Below are 18,692 nucleotides of genomic sequence, written 5' to 3' on the forward strand. Positions count from 1 at the left end.
AGTGATCCATGACCGGCACCCAGCAGACTGCTTCCCAGATCTCCGATGACATTGCCCGCGTTTTTGCCCTGCAAAAGGCGAACCAGTGGAATGTCAAAGCCACCACCGCTGCCGAGCGTCGCCTGAAGCTGACCAAGCTTAAGGACGCGGTCGCGTCCCACGCCGACGAGATCGTCGCGGCGGTGCTGGAAGATACCCGCAAGCCCGAGCCGGAAATCCGCGTGACGGAAGTGCTGAACATCCTCGGCAACATCCAGCTCATTCTCGACAATCTCGATGACTGGATGAAGCCGACCGAAGTCACGCCCTCCAAGGTGGAGACCGACCGCGCCCAGATCATCTATGAAGCGCGCGGCGTCTGCCTGATCCTCGGGCCATGGAACTTTCCGCTCGGCCTCGTCTTCGGCCCGCTTGCCGCTGCCGTCGCGGCCGGCAATTGCTGCATCCTCAAGCTCACCGACCTGTGCCCCGCCACCGAGAAGGTCGCCGCCAAGATCGTGAAGTCGGTCTTCGAGGAGAATGAGGTTGCCGTGTTCGAGGGCGATGTCAGCGTCGCCACCGCACTGCTCGACCTGCCGTTCAATCACATCTTCTTCACCGGCAGCACGCGGGTCGGCAAGATCGTGATGGCCGCCGCCGCCAAGCATCTCGCCAGCGTCACGCTGGAGCTCGGCGGCAAGTCGCCGGTCATCATCGATGAAGGCGCGGACGTCGAGAAGATCGCGGCCGATCTCGCCGGCGCCAAGCAGTTCAACGGCGGCCAGGCCTGCATCTGCCCGGACTATGTGTTCGTGAAAGAAGACCAGAAGGCAAAGCTGGTCGAGGGCTTCAAGGCGAACGTCGAGAAGAACCTCTACGAGAACGGCCAGATCAAGAAGCAGGGCATCGCCCAGGTCGTCAATCAGGCGAATTTCAACCGCGTGAAGGGCCTGTTCGATGATGCCGTGGCGCAGGGCGCCACCGTTGCCGCGGGCGGCGTGCTGGAGGCGGAAGACCGCACCATCCACCCGACCATGCTGACCGACGTCAATCCGCAGATGAAAATTCTCCAAGAAGAGATTTTCGCGCCCATTCTGCCCGTGATGACCTACGACAATCTCGATCAGGCGATCAGTTACATCGAGGAGCGCGACAAACCGCTCGCGCTGTATATCTACAGCAATGACGAAGCCAATGTGCAGAAGATCCTCAACCGCACCTCGTCAGGCGGCGTGACCGTGAACGGCGTCTTCTCGCATTATCTGGAGAACCGCCTGCCCTTCGGCGGCGTCAATGGCAGCGGCATGGGCAGCTATCACGGTTATTTCGGCTTCAAGGCCTTTAGCCACGAGCGCGCGGTGTACATCCACCAGACGGCCGCCTGAAAACGCGACCTGAACATTGGCGCGGAGCGGAGGGGCAGCCCCTCTCCGCTCCCGCATCCCGCGCCGACGGAGGAGCGGGCTTACTTCTTCTTCGGGGGCGGCCCGCTCTCGACAAGCGATTTGAGCGGGTAGCGCGTGCCGGCCACGACAATCGCGCCGAACCGGTCGAGCCGATCGAGGCCCTTGGTCTCGAAGCCGATGGATTGGGCAAAGGGCAGGTCCGGTGCGCCGGTCATCAGCGTCGCCAGATACCATTGCCCGCCACTGGCCTGCACATAAATCTGATCGTCACTGACCGCCTGCCAATCGCGAATGCCGCGCTGGTCGACAAAGGGGATCGACGCTTCCTTGCCGGCGCCCGCTTGCGCGGTCGGCTGGGCAATGACGGGCGCGCCAGCCAGCAGCAGCGCGCTTGCCAGCATCGCTTTTCTGAAATGGGTCATGGCGTGCATCCTTCCGATAATGATGTGAGTCCGGATCATGGCGTTACAATAGCATGACGCGCGTGAAGCGGCGATGAACCGTTCGGCGCTGCATGATATCGCTTCATCGCAACTCTAGAATCGCCGCATCGCATCGCTGAAATGCCGTCGGCACAGCGCGACATAACGATCATTGCCGCCGATCTCCGTCTGCGCGCCTTCCCGCACCGCCTCGCCGCGCTCGTCCACCCGCAGGTTCATCGTCGCCTTGCGCCCGCAGTGGCAGACGGCCTTGAGCTCGACCAACGTATCGGCAATGCCGAGCAGCACCGCCGAGCCAGGGAAGAGCTTGCCCTGAAAATCGGTGCGCAGCCCGTAGCACAGTACGGGAATGCCCAACTCATCAGCCACGCGCGCAAGTTGCCAGACCTGTTCTGGCGAGAGGAACTGCGCCTCATCGACCAGCACGCAGGCAATCGGCCCTTCAAGATGCGCCGCCTGGATGCGCCCGTGCAGATCGGTCATGGCATCGAAGCTGTGGGCGGCAGCGCGCAGCCCAATCCGGCTGCCGATGCTGTCCACTGTTTCATTATCACCCTCCCGCGCTGTCCCCTGCGCCGTCCACAGCATCGTCGCCATGCCCCGCTCGCGATAATTGAAGTCAGCCTGCAGCAGATTGGTGGACTTCCCCGCATTCATCGAGGCGTAGTAGAAATAGAGCTTGGCCATGCCGCAGCTTTGCCTGCGCGGCGCCTTTTCGACAAGCGGGGAGACCCCGCGCAGGCCCCGCCCGGCCATGACCGGCCCTTTCGCTTTCTATTCCAACGCCATCGTGCTACACCATGCGGGCTTAACGTCGCCTTTGACGGATATCGGACCGCTTCAGCGTCCCCCTTTGTCCCCATCTAGCCTCACGAAGCCGGGACGCGCGAATGCATCGCGCGTGCCCGATTACCATTTGGGAACAAGGATACCCAATATGACCATCGGAACAGTCAAGTTTTTCAATGCCGACAAGGGTTATGGTTTCATCGCGCCGGAAGACGGCGGCAATGACGCCTTCGTGCACATCTCGGCTGTCGAGCGCGCCGGTATGCACACCCTGCAGAAGGATCAGCGCATTTCCTACGAGCTGGAAAATGACAAGCGCGGCAAGGCTTCGGCCGTGAACCTTCAGGCTGTCTGAAGAAAAGGGCTGCCCGACGACCGGGCAGTTTGAAGATACAGGGCCGGGCGGCATCGTCGCCCGGCCTCCTCGCCCGAAGTGGCGAAACGGAGCTGAATTCTACGCATGAAAAAATACAAAGAGCCGGACTTTCAATCACGCATTGCTGCCGCAGCCGATGCCCGCAACGAAGTGATGGCAAAATTGCGCACGCGCGCGCCCGTCGATCCGGAAGTCGCTGCTGCCCGCACTGCCGCCGCACAGGCACAGGAAGCTGCCCAGCAGGAAAAGCATCGCCTCGCCCGGCTGGCCGCGCAAGAGCGCAAGGCCGCCAAGCAGGCCAAGGCTGAGGAAGCCGCCGCTGCAAAGGCAGCCAAAGAGGCAAAGAAAAAGCCCGAACTCACCGAAGCCGAACGCAAGGCCGCCCGCGACGCGCGCTACCTCGCGCGCAAGAACCGATAAGATGTGGGCCTGCGCGGTTCCGCTCCGCGCAGACTTCACTCACCCCCCTTTCCGCCGGGAGCCGATAATGAGCCGCGAGACGATCAAACCCTTCCTCATCACCAAGGACGATGGCGGCAATTTCCGCCTGACGGTGCGCGAGACGCGCTATAATTCGCAGGGCTATCCGCTGGTCACCTCCACGCTGCAGGACGAGACCTTCACGACGGCCACGCAAGCCCGCGCCTTCGCGCGTGACACGTTCAAGGCAGAGCCGGGGCAATACGCCACCAAGTGACGGCGTCGCCCGGCTCAGCGAGCCGTGGATTGCCTCTCGAACACCGCCCGCTGCGACGCGAAGGCACGCTGGAAGGCGGGCCGCGCCTCGCCGCGTGCGACATAGGCTGAGAGAGCCGGATAGCCCTTCAGCAGATCCGAGCTGCCGAGCCGCCGCAGCACCGTTATCATCATCAAATCGCCCGCGCTGAATGCACCGTCCAGCCACGCGGCCTCGCCGAGCCGCGCGGAGAGGTCATCCAGCCGCGCCCGGATACAGCCTTCCAGCATCGGCAGGCGCGCGTCATACCAATCCTTGTCGCGATCGACATGCCCGGCCGTCTCGCGCTCGAGGATCGGCGGCTCCACCGTGCTGAGCGCGGCAAACATCCACGCAATCGCGCGCGCCCGTCCGTCCATATCGGTCGGCAACAGACCGACATGCCGCTCGGCAATGTGGAAGACGATGGCGCCGGATTCGAACAGAACCAGCCCATCCTCCTCATAAGTCGGAATTTGCCCGAACGGCTGGCGCATGCGGTGCGGCGGCTGCTTCATCGCCGCGAAGGAGACGAGGCTCACAGCGTAGGGCTGCCCCACTTCCTCCAGCGCCCAGCGGACCGGCATGTCGCGCGCTAGGCCACGGCCGCGATCCGGCGAACTCTCAAACGCAGTAATCGTAATGGTCATGGCAATGCCCCCGGACGGACGCATGATGCCCGTGCAAGCGGCGCTCGACAATATCAACCGGATCAGCCCGGCGCGCGAACGATCAACGGATCATCACGCCGGGCTCTCACTCCTCTTCGTCGACGATGTCCTGCGCGACCTTGGGTGAGCGCAGGATCGCATCGATGTGGCTGCCTTCCTCGAAGCTCTCATCGCTGAGGAATTTGAGCTTGGCGGCGAACTTCATCTTCACGCGCTTGGCGACCTCGCGCTGCAGATAGGCGGTGTTGGTGCGCAGTGCCTTGAGCACCACCTCTTCATCCCGCCCCAGCAACGGCTTCACGAACACCGTGGCATGGCGCAGATCGGGCGACATGCGCACTTCCGTTACCGTCACGACGTGACTGGCGAGCACATCGTCATGCACGTCGCCACGCTGGAGCACGTCCGCCAGCACATGGCGCACCTGCTCCCCCACCCGCAGCAACCGAACGGAAGGTTCCCCCGGACCGCTCATGACTTACCTCCTTCGCGGCGCGCCGGACGTCAGAGCGTCCGTGCGCGTTCCTCGACTTCGAAGAGCTCGAGCGTATCGCCGACCTTGATGTCGTTGGTGTTCTCGAGCACCGCACCGCACTCCATGCCGGCCCGCACTTCGGACACGTCGTCCTTGAAGCGCCGCAGCGAGGCGATGGTGGTTGCCGAAACGATGACATTGTCGCGCGTGAGGCGTGCGTTGACGCCCTTGCGGATGACACCATCCTGCACCAGCAGGCCGGCCGCCTTGTCCTTCTTGCCGGCCGGGAAGACCTGCAGGACCTGTGCGGCACCGATGACCGTCTCGATGCGCTCCGGCGCAAGCTGGCCGGCCATTTCGCGCTTCACTTCCTCGATGAGGTCGTAAATCACGTCATAATAACGCAGCGAGACCTTGTCGCGCTCGGCAAGCTGACGCGCCTTGGCATTGGGACGCACGTTGAAGCCGATCAGCGGCGCACGGCTGGCGGCGGCCAGCGTCACGTCGCTCTCGGTGATCGCGCCCACACCGGAGTGGAGCACACGCACCTTGATCTCATCTGTGGAGGCGCGGGTGAGCGATCCGATGATCGCTTCCACCGTGCCCTGCACGTCGCCCTTGATGACGACCGGATATTCGATGACCTGCGTGTTGAGCGCCGAGAACATATGCTCGAAGCTCGTCGGGGCCGCCGTGGTGCGCTTGCGTGTCGCCAGCTCCTGACGATAGGCCGCGACCTCGCGGGCACGCGCCTCGCTCTCGACCACGCTGAGTTGGTCGCCCGCCATCGGCACCCCGGCAAGGCCAAGCACCTCGACCGGAACCGAAGGCCCTGCTTCCTTCACCTGCTGGCCCTTGTCGTTGACCATGGCGCGGACCTTGCCCGAATGCTCGCCGACGACGAAGATATCGCCGACCTTGAGCGTGCCACGACCCACGAGGATCGTCGCGACCGGACCACGGCCCTTGTCGAGCTGCGCTTCCACGACCGTGCCTTCAGCGGCGCGTTCGGGATTGGCCTTCAACTCCAGCAGTTCGGCCTGCAGCAGGATCTTGTCGATCAGGTCATCGAGGCCGGTGCGCTTGAGCGCGGAGACTTCCACGTCCTGCGTGTCGCCGCCCATATCCTCGACGATGACTTCATGCTCGAGCAGACGCTCGCGCACGCGCTGCGGATTGGCATCCGGCTTGTCGACCTTGTTGATCGCTACGATCATCGGCACGCCGGCGGCCTTGGTGTGGTTGATCGCCTCGATGGTCTGCGGCATCAGCCCGTCGTCCGCCGCGACCACCAGGATCACGATGTCGGTGACGTTGGCACCGCGTGCGCGCATCTCGGTGAACGCTTCATGGCCCGGCGTATCGAGGAAGGTGATGATCTCACCGCCCTTGGTCTTCACCTGATAGGCGCCGATATGCTGGGTGATGCCGCCCGCTTCGCCCGCCACCACATCGGTGCCGCGCAGGGCATCGAGCAGCGAGGTCTTGCCGTGATCGACATGGCCCATGATCGTGACGACCGGAGGACGCGTGACCAGCGATTCCGCGGCATCCACGTCGCTCGCGGTATCGATCTCGATATCGGAATCGGAGACGCGCTGGATGCGGTGGCCGAATTCCTCGACCAGCAGCTCGGCCGTATCCTGGTCGATCGTCTGGTTGACGGTGACCGCCATGCCCAGCTTAAAGAGCGACTTGACGAGGTCCGCGCCCTTTTCGGCCATACGGTTGGCGAGTTCCTGAACGGTGATCGCCTCCGGCACGATGACATCGCGGGACTGCTTCTCGCGCGGCTGTGACGAGCCGGAGAAGTGCGAACGACGCTCCTTCTCGCGGGCACGGCGCAGCGCGGCGAGGCTGCGCGCGCGAGCGCTGTCATCATCGGCGAGCGCACGGTTGACGGTGAGCTTGCCAGCCTGACGACGATCGTCGCCACCCTTCTTGCGCTCGACCTTGGCCGGTTCCGGACGCTTGATGACCGGCGCGGCCACAGGCGTGAAACGACGGGGCGCGGGACGCTCGGGCGTCGCGCCGGTCGCGGCCTTGGGAGCCTCTTCGGCAGGTGCCGCGGTCTCTGCAGCCGCAGGTGCCGCCGGAGCAGCCTCTTGCGCGGGCGCCTGGGCAGCTTTCGCTTCGGCTTCCTGGCGCTGGCGCTCGGCTTCTTCCTCCGCGCGGCGATTGTCCTCAGCGCGGCGCTTCTCTTCCTCGGTCGCGGCCAGGCGGGCGGCCTCTTCACGGCGGCGCGCATCTTCCAGCGCGGCCATGCGGGCTTCCTCGGCCTCGCGCAGCAGCTTGGCCTGCAGCTCCTGCCGGCTCATCAGGCTATCCGTCGAGGAGGCGCGCGGTGCCGGCGCCGGGGTCGGCGCAGGACGGGCAGCGGGCGGCGGCGGCGGTGCCGGCGGCGCGACGGGCGCGGCCTGCTCGGGCACGGCGCGCGCCGTCTCTGCCTCACCGGGTTTGCCGATGACGCGACGGCGCTTCACCTCAACGACGACCGTATTCTTCCGGCCGTGGCTGAAGCTCTGCTGCACCTGGCCGGCCTCGACCGTCCGCTTGAGACCAAGCGGTTTACGGCCCAGAGTCGGCTTGTCTTCCCTATTGTCACTCATCGACGCAATCTAACCCTTCATCTTCCATCCGGCGCACCCCCGCAGAGGTGACCCGAGTCGTTCGTCCTCACGCCAGAGGCGCGGGATCATCGTCCATATGCCTGACGACTGCCGAACCGGAGCTCGGCGCCGCGTTAGCGCATCCCAGATAGTTTTGCCAGCGACCGAGCAGACCGGACAGGCGGCCTGCCGCAGCAGCGTTTGTCACCGCGATATGGACGACATTGTTTCTGCCCAATGCCATAGATAGGGCGTCGCGGTCCACCGGCAAGCGTGTGCCGGCAAATTCCTCGCCTTCCCGCTCCTCGCCAACCCGCCACGCCTGATCCAGCTTGCGCACCCCGTCATCGCCGGCATCCGCCGCGTGGAGCAGCATGCGGACCTGTCCGCGCCGGGCCGCGACATCGATCTTGTCGAAACCGGTGGCGAGATTGGAAGCCTTGGCCTCCAGCCCCAGCCGCGCCATGAAATCATCGCGCAACGCAACCGCGATCCGCTCGGCCAGATCGTCCGGCACGGTAAGCGGCTCACCCTTAAACGCCCGCGCCAATGCGCCGCGCAGCCGGCCCTTGACCATGGCCTCCTCCAGCGTCGCGCGATCGACACCCAGCCAGGCGCCGCGCCCCGGCGCCCGCGCGCGGACATCCGGCAACACGTCGCCATCGGGCGAAATGGCCAGGCGGATCAGCGCCGCGGGATCGGCGTGAGTGCTGGAGAGAATGCAGCGACGCTCAGACATGGGCACCTCCTGTGAGTTGCACGTCTAAGACTATCGCCTCCAAACTTCCGTTCGTGTCGAGCGAAGTCGAGCCACGATAGGACTGCGCTCGCGTGTCTCGACTTCGCTCGACACGAACGGGATGGATGAGCATTTTCTCGTTTAGCGTAGCCCAGTCCCCCGCTTCCGCAGGAGCGGCCGGGCGCGCAGCGATGATTGGAAGCCTCAGCCTCTCATTGGGAGGAATTCGCAGCATCGGCGACCTCCCTTTGCGCGGCTTCCCGCTCGGAAACGAGGATGCCCGCAGCACCCCAGTTGTCCGCCGACACCTCATCGATGACGACGAACACCTGCTCGGGCCGCTTGCCGAGGCGATCGACCAGCGAACGCGTAACATCGGCGACCAGAGCCGCCTTCTGTTCGCGCGTCACGCCTTCGATCACCTCGATCTTCACATAGGGCATCAGGCGTTGCCTTCCACTTCATCCTCAGCGGCGCCCTCTGCAGCGGGCTCGTCTTCGAACCAGTGCGCGCGGGCCGCCATGATGATCTCGTTGCCCTGCTCTTCGCTCAGGCCATATTCGGCGAGAATGCCGCCCTTGTCCTCGGAGACTTCGCGGCGGCGACGCGGGTCGTTGCGCTTCTTGGCCACCAGCTCGTCGGTGGCGAGATCGGCGAGATCGTCCAGCGTCTTGATGCCGGCCTTGCCCAGCGTGACCAGCATGGCCTCGGTGAGGTGGGGCATCTCGGCCAGCGCATCGTCAACGCCAAGCCCACGGCGCTCTTCGCGCGCGGCCGCCTCGCGACGGTCCAGCGCTTCCTGCGCGCGGCTTTGCAGCTCCTGCGCCAGCTCGTCGTCAAAGCCCTCAATAGAGGCCAGCTCGTCGATGCTGACATAAGCAACTTCCTCCAGCTCGGTGAAGCCTTCGGCCACCAGCAGCTGCGAGAGCGTCTCGTCCACGTCCAGCTCGTTCTGGAACATCTCGGAGCGCTGCACGAACTCGCGCTGACGCTTCTCGCTCGCGTCCGCCTCGGTCATGATGTCGATGGCCTTGCCGGTGAGCTGGCTGGCAAGACGGACGTTCTGGCCGCGACGACCGATGGCGAGGCTGAGCTGGTCGTCAGGCACCACGACCTCGATGCGCTCTTCTTCCTCGTCGATCACCACGCGGGCGACCTGAGCGGGCTGGAGCGCGTTGACGACGAAGGTCGCCGTGTCCTCGCTCCAGGGAATGATGTCGATCTTCTCGCCCTGCATTTCCTGCACGACAGCCTGCACGCGGCTGCCCTTCATGCCAACGCAGGCGCCGACCGGATCGATGCTGCTATCGCGGCTGATGACGCCGATCTTGGCGCGCGAGCCCGGATCGCGGGCGGCGGCCATGATGGTGATGATGCCGTCGTAAATTTCGGGCACTTCCTGCGCGAACAACTTCTTCATGAAGTCGGGGTGCGCACGGCTGAGGAAGATCTGCGGGCCACGGTTCTCGCGACGTACATTGAGGATCAGCGCACGGACGCGATCGCCGACGCGCACGACTTCGCGCGGGATCTGCTGGTCGCGGCGGATCACACCCTCGGCACGGCCAAGGTTCACGACCACATGGCCGAACTCGACCGACTTGACGACGCCGGTGATGATCTCACCCACGCGATCCTTGAATTCCTCAAACTGGCGCTCGCGCTCGGCATCGCGCACCTTCTGGAAGATCACCTGCTTGGCGCTCTGTGCGTCGATGCGACCGAGGTCGACGGGCGGCAGCGGATCGACGATGAAGTCGCCGATCACGGCATCCTTCTGAAGCTTCTGCGCGGCCTTGAGGTCGACCTGCTTGAAATAGTCCTCGACCACCTCGACCACTTCGACGACGCGCCACAGGCGCAGGTCGCCGGTCTCGGGATCGAGCTTGGCGCGAATATCGTTCTCGGCGCCGTAGCGCGCCCGCGCGGACCGCTGGATCGCGTCTTCCATCGCCTCGATGACGATGGCCTTGTCGATCATCTTCTCGCTTGCCACCGAATTGGCAATGGCAATCAGCTCGGCCTTGTTGGCGGAAATGGCGTTGGCCATGAGAGTCAGTCTTCCTGTTCCTGGGTGACGATTTCGTCCGCGCCCTCGGTGGAGAGCGGGACAGTAGCAGAAATCAGCGCATCGGTCAGCATCAGCTTGGCGCTGTCGATATTGGCAAAGTCCACGACGATGCGGCCGGCCTTGGGATCATCGACCAGCACCTGCTCGCCCTCGATGCCCGCAAGAATGCCGCGCACCTGCTTGCGGCCATCCTCCATGGGCGTCACGAAATGAACGCGTGCCTCATGCCCGGCCCAGTCGCTGTAGTCCTTGAGGCGGGTGAGCGGCCGGTCGATACCCGGCGAGCTGACCTCCAGACGATAGGCGTCCTCGATGAGCACATCGCCCGCTTCTTCCAGCGCATCGAACTTGTCCGAGATGCGGCGCGAGAGGCTGGCGCAATCATCGATGTTGAGCTGGCGCGTATCGGGCCGTTCAGCCATGATCTGCAGCGTCCGGTCATCGCCCTGGCCGAAGAGCAGCACGCGCACGAGATCGAGCCCCAGAGCCTTCGCCTCCGACGCCACAACCGTCTCGATCCGCGCAATATCGCTCATTCGCACTCCCTATGCCTGCGCCTCGTCCGGACATGGACACGCGACAGGGTTTCGCCGCCGGCCCCTCTCGGCGCCGACCCCAACTTCGCAACGATGTCAGGAAAGCAAGGGCCATATAGGCGGAGTCGCAGTTGAAGGCAAGCTGCATGGATCTGCTCAGCACTCAGATGAGACGCTTTCCCTCGTCAGTCTCTACGCTATCGAAAACCGTGCCTGTTCTGGCCTTCGGCAGAAAAAATCCGCGCCCGACGTCTTTAGAAGAAAGAGGGTCTTCGCGACTGTAAACAACAGAATCCAGCAAATCGAACGATTTAGGTTGGCCGCACGGCCCCACCAGCCCGCTCCACTCAGGTGGAACTGTTCAATTTCGGGTCACAATTGATGGTTAACCGATCATCAACATCTTTGACAGGACTGAAACGGAAAAGATATCTCCAAGACCTCAGGTGGGGTGACCTTTGACAGATGCAAAGCGCCAGATGGGCCCGGATTACCGGACTCCCGTCATGGGCGCACGCATTTCCGGGGCAAAACCTGAAAGTTAATATCTGTGGGAGTTATAGATCATGTTTCACAAGTCTTTCAGGAAAGCCGTACTGCTGTCGGCTGCGACCATTGCCGCGACGGCGATGCTGCCGGCGTCCGCCTCGGCAGCCACCTTCTTGCTGACCAGCGGCGGCAATAGCGATGGCTCCATCGGCAACGTGCGCACCTACACCGGGTCGGACGGCACCAAGCTGGAAGTCACGGCTTACAGCCTCAACGACACGACCCTGTCGAAGGCTGCCGTCGGCGCCTACACGCCTGGCCTCGGTGTCCTCAATGGCCCCAACGACGACTCGCACACGGTCGACAATAACGGCTATACGGACATCCTGGTGTTCCAGTTCGACAAGATGGTCACCGTCGATAAGATCGGCCTCGTGAGCTTCGGCGACACCGACATCAATTATGCTATCGGCAGCACCAACGTGGCCTTCAACAGCACGTTCACGATCGCGAACTATTCCACGTTCACGTCGCTGTTCGGCACCTCGATTTACTCGAGCGGCAACGGTCAGGACCAGAACCGTGATATCAATCCGAACAATCTGTCCGGCAACCTGTTCTACGTGGCTGCCGCCTTCAATGACAGGCAGAGCAACGACAGCTTCAAGGTCAACGGTATCACTTACGCCGTCACGCAGACGTCGGCTCCGGTTCCTGAGCCGGCCACCTGGGGCATGATGATCTGCGGTCTGGCCGTGACCGGCTACGCCATGCGTCGCCGCAAGACCAACGCGACCATCAGCTTCGCCTGATCGTTCAGGAAAAGTCGATATGAGAAAGGGGAGCTTCGGCTCCCCTTTTTTGTCAGCATCTCGGGCGTGGGTGAGGCCCGCCACTCAAGCTGCGTTCTGGCGGGCGGTGCGCGCCAAGCTCTTGTTATAGAACGGTCTACCGCCAAGCCGCTCTTGTCGCTATGGTCGGATATCCCACCCTTCGCCGGAGATCCGCCCCATGAATGTCCGTAAGCTCGGCCTGACCTGTGCCGTCAGCCTCGCCATTGTCGCCTGCGGCAGCGCGTCCGCGCCCGATGAGGTCAAGGCGGCAAGCGGCGCACCGTTCCAGACCACGGAAGTCGCGCAGTTCGCCTCGCCATGGGCCATGGAGTTCCTGCCGGACGGGCACATGCTGGTCACGCAGAAGGAAGGCACGCTGATCCTGCTCGACCCGCAAAGCGGCCGCAAGCAGACGGTGAGCGGCACGCCCAGCGTGAAGAGCGACGATCAGGGGGCGCTCATGGATGTGCGGCTCGCCCCGGATTATGCGACCAGCAAGACGATCTATTTCAGCTTCTCGGAAGCCGCCGAGGGTAAGAAAAGCCGCGTTGCGCTGGCGACTGCGAAGCTGGACCCGACAGCGGCTGCGCTGAGCGATGTGCGGGTGATCTTCCGGGGCGATGATCGCTCGGAGAAGGGCGGCCATTATTCCGGCCGAATCGCCTTCTCGCTGGACAAGACCCATCTCTTCTTCACTGCTGGTGACCGCCAGTTGATGACGCCAGCGCAGGAGCCGGGCACGACGCTCGGCAAGGTCCTGCGCCTCAACCTCGATGGCAGCCCGGCAGCCGGCAATCCGCTCGCGGCCAAGGGCTTCCACCCGGCTGTTTGGTCCTACGGCCACCGCAATCTGCTCGGCATCGCCTTCGATGCCGATGGACGCCTATGGGAAATGGAAATGGGGCCGCGCCATGGCGATGAGATCAACCTGATCAAAGCCGGCCTCAACTATGGCTGGCCCAACGCCTCCATGGGCAACCATTATGACGGCAAGGCGATCCCCGATCATCAGCCGGGCGACGGCTATGAAGCGCCCAAGGTCTTTTGGGTGCCGGCCATCTCGCCCGGCGGGCTGGATTATTACAATGCCGACCTCTTCCCGCAGTGGAAGAACTCGCTGTTCATCACCGGCCTCTCCGGCAAGTCGCTCGACCGCATCGCGCTCGATGGCGAAACCGCGACCAAGGTCGATCACTGGGACATGGGCGCGCGCATCCGCGCGGTACGCGCCGGACCGGACGGCGCGATCTGGCTGCTTGAGGACGGAGAAAATGGCCGCCTCCTCAAGCTGACGCCCGCAGCCTGATCCAGCCGCGCGCCGCTTCGCGCTCGGTCAAGGCGCGCGCGGCCTCGGTCATTGCTCCCGGCCGGCCCACCGCTTATGGGCCGGCGGAACAAAAGACCGACTGGAGAAGAGCGCCTATGTCATTCCGTCCGCACCGCATCGCCCTGGGGGCGGTTTTGGCCCTGGGCGTCGCATCGCCCACGCTCGCCCAGACCGCCCCCGCGACGCCGCCTGCGGCCCCGGCCCCGGCCAAAGTCGATCTCTCCCAATTGCCTTTCACGATCACCGAGGTCGCAACCTTCGATTATCCCTGGTCGATGGCCTTCCTGCCGGACGGCAAGCAGCTGGTGACCCAGAAGCGCGGGGCGATGGTCCTTTTCGATCCCCGCACGGGCGACAAGACGGTGCTGCTGGGCACGCCGACCGTCGTCAGCGAGGGCCAGGCCGCGTTGATGGACGTGGTGCTCGCACCGGACTTCACCGCCAGTCGCCAGATTTATTTCAGCTTTTCCGAACCCGGCGAAGGCAAGGAAACCGGCACCGCGCTGGCTACCGCCACGCTTGATGAAGCAAGCGGCGCGCTCAAGGATGTCAAGATCATCTTCCGCGCGACGCCCAATATGGTGAGCGGCGCCCATTATTCCGGCCGCATCGCCATCGCGCCGGACAAGCGCAGCCTGTTCTTCACCAATGGCGAGCGCGCCAAGTTCGACCCGGCGCAGGACCCCAAGTCGACGCTCGGCAAGGTGCTGCATCTCAATCTGGACGGGACACCCGCCGCGGGAAACCCGCTGGCGGCCAAGGGCTTCCATCCCGCCATCTGGACCTATGGCCAGCGCAATCTGACCGGCCTCGCCTTCGATGCGAATGAGCGTTTGTGGCAGGTGGAAATGGGCCCGCTTGGCGGCGACGAGCTGAACGTCGTCAAGGCCGGCGGGAATTATGGCTGGCCAACCCGCTCCTATGGCGACCATTATGACAAGCGCCCCATCCCGGACCACAGCGCCGATGACGGGTTCGAGAAGCCCAAGCTCTACTGGAACCCTTCGCTCGCGCCGTCCTCGCTGGCTTATTACAATGCCGACCTGTTCGCGGGTTGGAAGAACTCGCTGTTCATCACCGGCCTGTCCGGTCAGGCGCTTGTTCGCATCTCACTTGACGGCGAGACGGCGACCAAGGCCGACCATTGGCGCATGGGCATGCGGTTGCGCAACGTGCGGGTCGGGCCGGATGGCGCGCTCTGGCTGCTCGAAGACAGCCCCAAGGGCCGGATGCTCAAGCTGACGCCGAAAGGCTGAGCGAGTCTGAGGGCGGTGGCTGGCCTAAGCGTCCACCCAGCGGCGCAGCAGATTATGATAGACCCCGGTCATGCGGATCACTTCGGCATGACCCTGCCCCAGCGTGGCGGCCAGTTGCTGGATGCTGCTGTCGAGATCGAACAGGATCTGCCGCTCACCGTCGTCGCGGATCATCGATTGCAGCCAGAAGAAGCTCGCCACCCGGCGGCCGCGCGTCACCGGCTCCACCCGATGCAGGGAGGATGACGGGTAGAGCACGGCATGGCCGGCCGGCAGCTTGACCTGCTGCACGCCGAATTGCGTCTCGACTGTCAGTTCACCGCCATCATAAGCCTCGGGCGGCTCGAGGAAGATCGTCATGGACAGGTCCGAACGGACGCGAAAGCCGGTGCCGGCCTGGATCCGCACGGCATTGTCGACATGCACGCCAAAGGACTGCCCACCCGCATAGCTGTTGAACAGGGGCGGAAAGATCTTGAGCGGCAGCGCTGCGGCAATGAACAAAGGATTGCGGCCCAGCGCGTCGCGGATGATCTCGCCGGCCTGTTGGGCCTGCGGCGCCTCCTCTGGCAACTGAAGGTTGTTCTTGGCCAGCGCCGACTGATGGCCGGAGGTGACGTTGCCATCTACCCACGCGGCGGAATCGATGAGATCACGCACCTTGGCGAGCGTCGGCCCGTCGAGCACCTCTGGAATGGGGATCAGCATGAAGCGCCTTATGCGTTGTCTTGGGATTGAATGACGAAGGGGATTTCCACCACGCCTTTCACGAAAACCGGCTGGCCATCACGCAAGGTGGGCCGCCAGCGCCAGCGCTTGACGGCATCGAGCGCGGCCTTGTCGAGCCGAGTGAAACCGCTGCTGCGTGCGATCCTGATATCGTCCACGCAACCATCGAGGCCCACGGTCAAGGCCAGCAGGACCACGCCCTGCTCCCGCTTGCGGCGGCTCTCAATGGGGTAACGCGGCGCCTTGCCGGCCACCATTTGCGTGCCCAGGTCGCCGCCGTCGGTGACCGAGGGCACTGAGATCGGCGCGGCGGCCGGGCGGAGCGGTGCCGGCGGCCCCGGTGCCAAGACCGGGACGACCGGAATATCCGGCATTGCGGCCACCATCGGCGGATCAATCCGGGGAATGTCGATCTGTGGCCGCGGCACCACCACCTCGGGCGCACGGGGCGGCGGTGGCGGCGCGTCGACGGGCGGCGGAGGCGGCGGCGAAGAGATCAGATTGACCGTGAAGACCTTGGGCGCCTCACCCACCTTGAAACTGGGCCCGAGGCGGGTGACAAGCGCGAACAACCCGGCATGGATCATGATGACGAGCAGCACGACCAGCGGATTGAACCGCCTGCCCTGCCCATAGCGCCCCTGACTTGCCGAGTGTGAAATGTTCACTGCGGACACCCCTTTTCGCCTGCCGCTATCGACGAACAGGCCCATTCCGTCAATAATGCGAATCAATATTACCAGACGTGCGCCGGATCATTGATGTGGATCAGGGGCGAACCGCTTTGGGTCGGTTCGCCCCTGCCCCCCACACTCAGTAGCTGTAGGTCAGGCTGAACACGGCGGACCGCCCCACCCCCGGCTGCGCCCAGCTGTTGTTCACATTGGTCCGCACGGTGGTGACATAGTCCTCATCCGTCACGTTCTGCACGTTCACCTGCGCCAGCAATCGCTCGGTCACCGGATAGGCCAGCATGATCCGATGCAGCGTATAGGCTGGCACATAATAGACCGGCGTCGCGGTCGGGTTCATCGAGTGGCGACCCTGATAGGTCAGGCCATAGCCCACTTCGAGACCGAACGGGAACTTGTAGGTGGTGAACAGGCTGCCCGAATGCTTAGGCGTTGCCGAGAGCGCCGTGCCGGCCGTCGGATCGGGATTGGCCACCGTGTTGCCGCAGCTCACCGGATTGGCCAGACAGAAGTCGGACACGCCCTGGATCAGCTTGCTATCCAGATACATGTAGTTGGCGAAGATCGACCAGGCTTCGGTGATGTTGCCCGTGGCGCTCAGCGACACGCCGTTCACCCGCGAGCGGCCATCGAGCACCTGATCGGGAATCGTGGGATCGCCCGAGGCCACGCGATACTTGTCGCGCTCATTGCGGAAAACCGCCGCTGCGAGTTGCAGCTTGGCGTCGAACAGATCGGCCTTCACGCCAATTTCGTAATTCTTCGCCGATTCCGGTTCGACGTTGCAGGTGTTGACAGCGCAGCTGCCATCAACCGAACCCTTGGACGGTGTGCGCGAATTGCCGACCGCCACATAGGCGCTGACGTTTGGCATCGGCTTGAACACCGCGCCAACACGCCAGGAGAAGAGATTGTCCTTCGCCTCGAACGGGCCGGTCACCACGCCGGTGGTCACGTTGCGCGTCCGGGTCGAACCCTCGAAGCGCTCATAGCGCACGCCGCCGTTGATCTCGAACATGTCCGAAAGCTTCATGGTGTCAAACAGATAGGCCGCATAGCTGGTCTGCTCGCCGACATTGTAGCCGGTCTGAATGTAGTTTTGGGGACCGGTATAGATGTTGCTGCCATAGACGCGCGCCAGCGTTCCTGCCGGGGCGGCCGGTCCCGTGAGGACGGCGCCGGGGTTGGCGATGTTGGTGAGCGGATAGTAGCTCGGGGCGGCAAAGGGATTGCTGCCGTCGGCGGCACGCAGGATGCTACCATTGTTCAGCGTATAACGCTCCCACAGCAGCGATCCGCCGAGAACGAGCGTGTGCTCGATGCCGCCCGTGGCGAATTCGGCGCTCAGGTCGAGCTGGTTATAGGCGGTTTCGTTGCGGATGTGGCGGGCCGTGCCACGACCACCGGTCGGCAGATAATAGCCTGCCGGGACGACCAGCGTGCTGCTGCCGATCGCGACGGTGCAGGCGCTGCCATCCGGCTGCAGACCGTTCGCCAGGCAGAAGGTGCCCGTGGGCTGGCTGGTAACGGTGTACTGGCTGACATTCTCATAGCGAGTGAGATTGCGCACCTTCACCGTGTCGCTCAGCTCGTGCGAGAAAATCGCCTGCACCGAGTCTGTCACAGACTGCTGCGTGTCCACATTGGCGAAGCCGTAATAAGCGCTCTGGTTGAAGTCGGGCAGATAGCCGCCCTGAGCCGCATAATAACGCAGGCCGTATTGCGGCATGCCCTTGTCGTCGAGATGCTCATATTGCAGCGTCAGGCTGGTCGGGCCATCGATACCGATGGTGACAGCCGGCGCCACACCCCAGCGCTCGTAGAACTCCACGTCCCGGCCGGGCACGTCGTTCTTGTGGTAGACCGCGTTCAGTCGCACGGCGATCATGTCGCTCACGCGCCTGTTGAGATCGACGGTGCCGCGATAATAATTGTCCGTGCCGACGCCGCCCTGAACCGACATCTTGTCGTCCGCCAGCGGCTTCTTGGTCACCAGATTGATCGACCCGCCGACCGAGCCCGCGCCGCTGAACACCGAGTTCGCGCCATTGGCGACCTCGACCTGCTCGATATTATAGGTCTCGTTGCGGTTCATGATTGCACCGCTGCGCACGCCATCGACCGAGATATCGTTGTTGGCCGAATAGCCGCGCAGGTTGATGCGGTCGCCATAGCCGAAACCGCCCTCGCCGGCGCCAAAGGTGATGCCGGGCACGGTGCTCAGCACTTCGCGCAGCGTGAGCAGGTTCTGCTGCTGCAGCGTCTTGGCGCCGATCACCGTCACCGTCTGCGGCGTATCCAGCAGCGGGCGCGTATATTTGGGCGATTCTGCCCGCTCGACCTTGACCTCGGACTCATCGATGGCCGTGTCGGTCACGGTCATCCCGCCCAGACGGCGCCCCTGCTCGCTATCCTGCGCGACAGCCGGCGCGGCAAACGCGACGGCGCTGACGCAGCCAAGCGCGAGAAAGGAAGTGAGATTGGCGGATTTACTCATGCGGCGTTCCCCAGTTGGTGTCATCGATCGCTATTGCGAGTCGGTCGCACCAATTAGGAT

At 63.8% G+C, this 18,692-nt stretch carries 19 protein-coding genes; 7 read left to right on the forward strand and 12 right to left on the reverse strand.

Going from position 1 to position 18,692, the window contains the following annotated elements:
* The first annotated feature begins 8 nt into the window (after window positions 1–8).
* Window positions 9–1,364: an aldehyde dehydrogenase family protein gene (locus tag M2335_RS12720; RefSeq protein WP_264594908.1), complete on the forward strand. Its 1,356-nt coding sequence runs from the start codon at window positions 9–11 to the stop codon at window positions 1,362–1,364.
* Window positions 1,365–1,444: 80 nt separating this feature from the next.
* Here M2335_RS12720 and M2335_RS12725 read toward each other — a convergent pair whose 3' ends face one another.
* Complete coding sequence (locus M2335_RS12725) at window positions 1,445–1,807, reverse strand: DUF6491 family protein (RefSeq protein ID WP_264594909.1); 363 nt, start codon at window positions 1,805–1,807, stop codon at window positions 1,445–1,447.
* Between the two features lie 114 nt (window positions 1,808–1,921).
* Entirely contained in the window at window positions 1,922–2,515 is a 594-nt protein-coding gene (locus M2335_RS12730) for a thymidine kinase (protein ID WP_264595416.1), read from the reverse strand.
* Window positions 2,516–2,765: 250 nt separating this feature from the next.
* On the opposite strand from M2335_RS12730, the gene M2335_RS12735 reads away from it, so the two are divergent.
* The 3 genes from M2335_RS12735 to M2335_RS12745 all read left to right on the forward strand — a co-directional run bounded on the left by M2335_RS12735 (window position 2,766) and on the right by M2335_RS12745 (window position 3,690).
* Window positions 2,766–2,972, forward strand: coding sequence for a cold-shock protein (locus M2335_RS12735; RefSeq protein ID WP_181558994.1), 207 nt, complete (start codon window positions 2,766–2,768; stop codon window positions 2,970–2,972).
* Window positions 2,973–3,077: 105 nt separating this feature from the next.
* Window positions 3,078–3,413: a DUF6481 family protein gene (locus M2335_RS12740; protein WP_264594910.1), complete on the forward strand. Its 336-nt coding sequence runs from the start codon at window positions 3,078–3,080 to the stop codon at window positions 3,411–3,413.
* A gap of 67 nt (window positions 3,414–3,480) precedes the next feature.
* Window positions 3,481–3,690 (forward strand): hypothetical protein, encoded by a 210-nt coding sequence (locus M2335_RS12745; protein WP_181558992.1) that lies wholly within the window; start codon window positions 3,481–3,483, stop codon window positions 3,688–3,690.
* 14 nt (window positions 3,691–3,704) lie between these two features.
* Here M2335_RS12745 and M2335_RS12750 read toward each other — a convergent pair whose 3' ends face one another.
* The 7 genes from M2335_RS12750 to rimP all read right to left on the reverse strand — a co-directional run bounded on the left by M2335_RS12750 (window position 3,705) and on the right by rimP (window position 10,809).
* Window positions 3,705–4,358, reverse strand: a complete 654-nt coding sequence (locus M2335_RS12750) for a glutathione S-transferase family protein (RefSeq protein WP_264574693.1) — start codon at window positions 4,356–4,358, stop codon at window positions 3,705–3,707.
* A 106-nt stretch (window positions 4,359–4,464) separates the two neighbouring features.
* Entirely contained in the window at window positions 4,465–4,854 is a 390-nt protein-coding gene (gene rbfA, locus M2335_RS12755) for a 30S ribosome-binding factor RbfA (RefSeq protein ID WP_264594911.1), read from the reverse strand.
* Between the two features lie 29 nt (window positions 4,855–4,883).
* The gene (gene infB, locus M2335_RS12760) at window positions 4,884–7,463 is read right to left on the reverse strand and encodes a translation initiation factor IF-2 (RefSeq protein ID WP_264594912.1); all 2,580 of its coding nucleotides are present in this window, start codon (window positions 7,461–7,463) and stop codon (window positions 4,884–4,886) included.
* A gap of 67 nt (window positions 7,464–7,530) precedes the next feature.
* Window positions 7,531–8,202 (reverse strand): DUF448 domain-containing protein, encoded by a 672-nt coding sequence (locus M2335_RS12765; protein WP_264569718.1) that lies wholly within the window; start codon window positions 8,200–8,202, stop codon window positions 7,531–7,533.
* Window positions 8,203–8,414: 212 nt separating this feature from the next.
* Window positions 8,415–8,645: a tautomerase family protein gene (locus M2335_RS12770; protein ID WP_181558987.1), complete on the reverse strand. Its 231-nt coding sequence runs from the start codon at window positions 8,643–8,645 to the stop codon at window positions 8,415–8,417.
* Window positions 8,645–10,252: a transcription termination factor NusA gene (gene nusA / locus M2335_RS12775; protein WP_264594913.1), complete on the reverse strand. Its 1,608-nt coding sequence runs from the start codon at window positions 10,250–10,252 to the stop codon at window positions 8,645–8,647. Before nusA ends, M2335_RS12770 begins: the two co-directional genes overlap by 1 nt.
* Window positions 10,253–10,257: 5 nt before the next feature.
* Window positions 10,258–10,809 carry a ribosome maturation protein RimP gene (rimP, locus tag M2335_RS12780; protein ID WP_181558985.1) on the reverse strand — a complete coding sequence of 184 codons (552 nt, stop codon included), beginning with the start codon at window positions 10,807–10,809 and terminating at the stop codon, window positions 10,258–10,260.
* 566 nt (window positions 10,810–11,375) lie between these two features.
* Here rimP and M2335_RS12785 point away from each other — a divergent pair.
* From M2335_RS12785 to M2335_RS12795, 3 genes are all read left to right on the forward strand, one after another.
* Window positions 11,376–12,110, forward strand: a complete 735-nt coding sequence (locus M2335_RS12785; protein ID WP_181558984.1) for a PEPxxWA-CTERM sorting domain-containing protein — start codon at window positions 11,376–11,378, stop codon at window positions 12,108–12,110.
* A gap of 199 nt (window positions 12,111–12,309) precedes the next feature.
* Window positions 12,310–13,437, forward strand: coding sequence for a PQQ-dependent sugar dehydrogenase (locus tag M2335_RS12790; RefSeq protein WP_264594914.1), 1,128 nt, complete (start codon window positions 12,310–12,312; stop codon window positions 13,435–13,437).
* A 116-nt stretch (window positions 13,438–13,553) separates the two neighbouring features.
* Window positions 13,554–14,714 carry a PQQ-dependent sugar dehydrogenase gene (locus tag M2335_RS12795; RefSeq protein ID WP_264594915.1) on the forward strand — a complete coding sequence of 387 codons (1,161 nt, stop codon included), beginning with the start codon at window positions 13,554–13,556 and terminating at the stop codon, window positions 14,712–14,714.
* A gap of 24 nt (window positions 14,715–14,738) precedes the next feature.
* Here the strand turns inward: M2335_RS12795 and M2335_RS12800 are convergent, their stop codons facing one another.
* The 3 genes from M2335_RS12800 to M2335_RS12810 all read right to left on the reverse strand — a co-directional run bounded on the left by M2335_RS12800 (window position 14,739) and on the right by M2335_RS12810 (window position 18,632).
* The gene (locus M2335_RS12800; protein WP_264594916.1) at window positions 14,739–15,422 is read right to left on the reverse strand and encodes a Fe2+-dependent dioxygenase; all 684 of its coding nucleotides are present in this window, start codon (window positions 15,420–15,422) and stop codon (window positions 14,739–14,741) included.
* An 8-nt stretch (window positions 15,423–15,430) separates the two neighbouring features.
* Entirely contained in the window at window positions 15,431–16,156 is a 726-nt protein-coding gene (locus M2335_RS12805) for an energy transducer TonB (protein WP_264594917.1), read from the reverse strand.
* Between the two features lie 100 nt (window positions 16,157–16,256).
* Window positions 16,257–18,632, reverse strand: coding sequence for a TonB-dependent receptor (locus tag M2335_RS12810; protein ID WP_264594918.1), 2,376 nt, complete (start codon window positions 18,630–18,632; stop codon window positions 16,257–16,259).
* Between the last annotated feature and the right edge of the window lie 60 nt (window positions 18,633–18,692).

The sequence above is a fragment of the Sphingobium sp. B12D2B genome (assembly GCF_025961775.1).
Classification (GTDB): Bacteria; Pseudomonadota; Alphaproteobacteria; order Sphingomonadales; family Sphingomonadaceae; genus Sphingobium.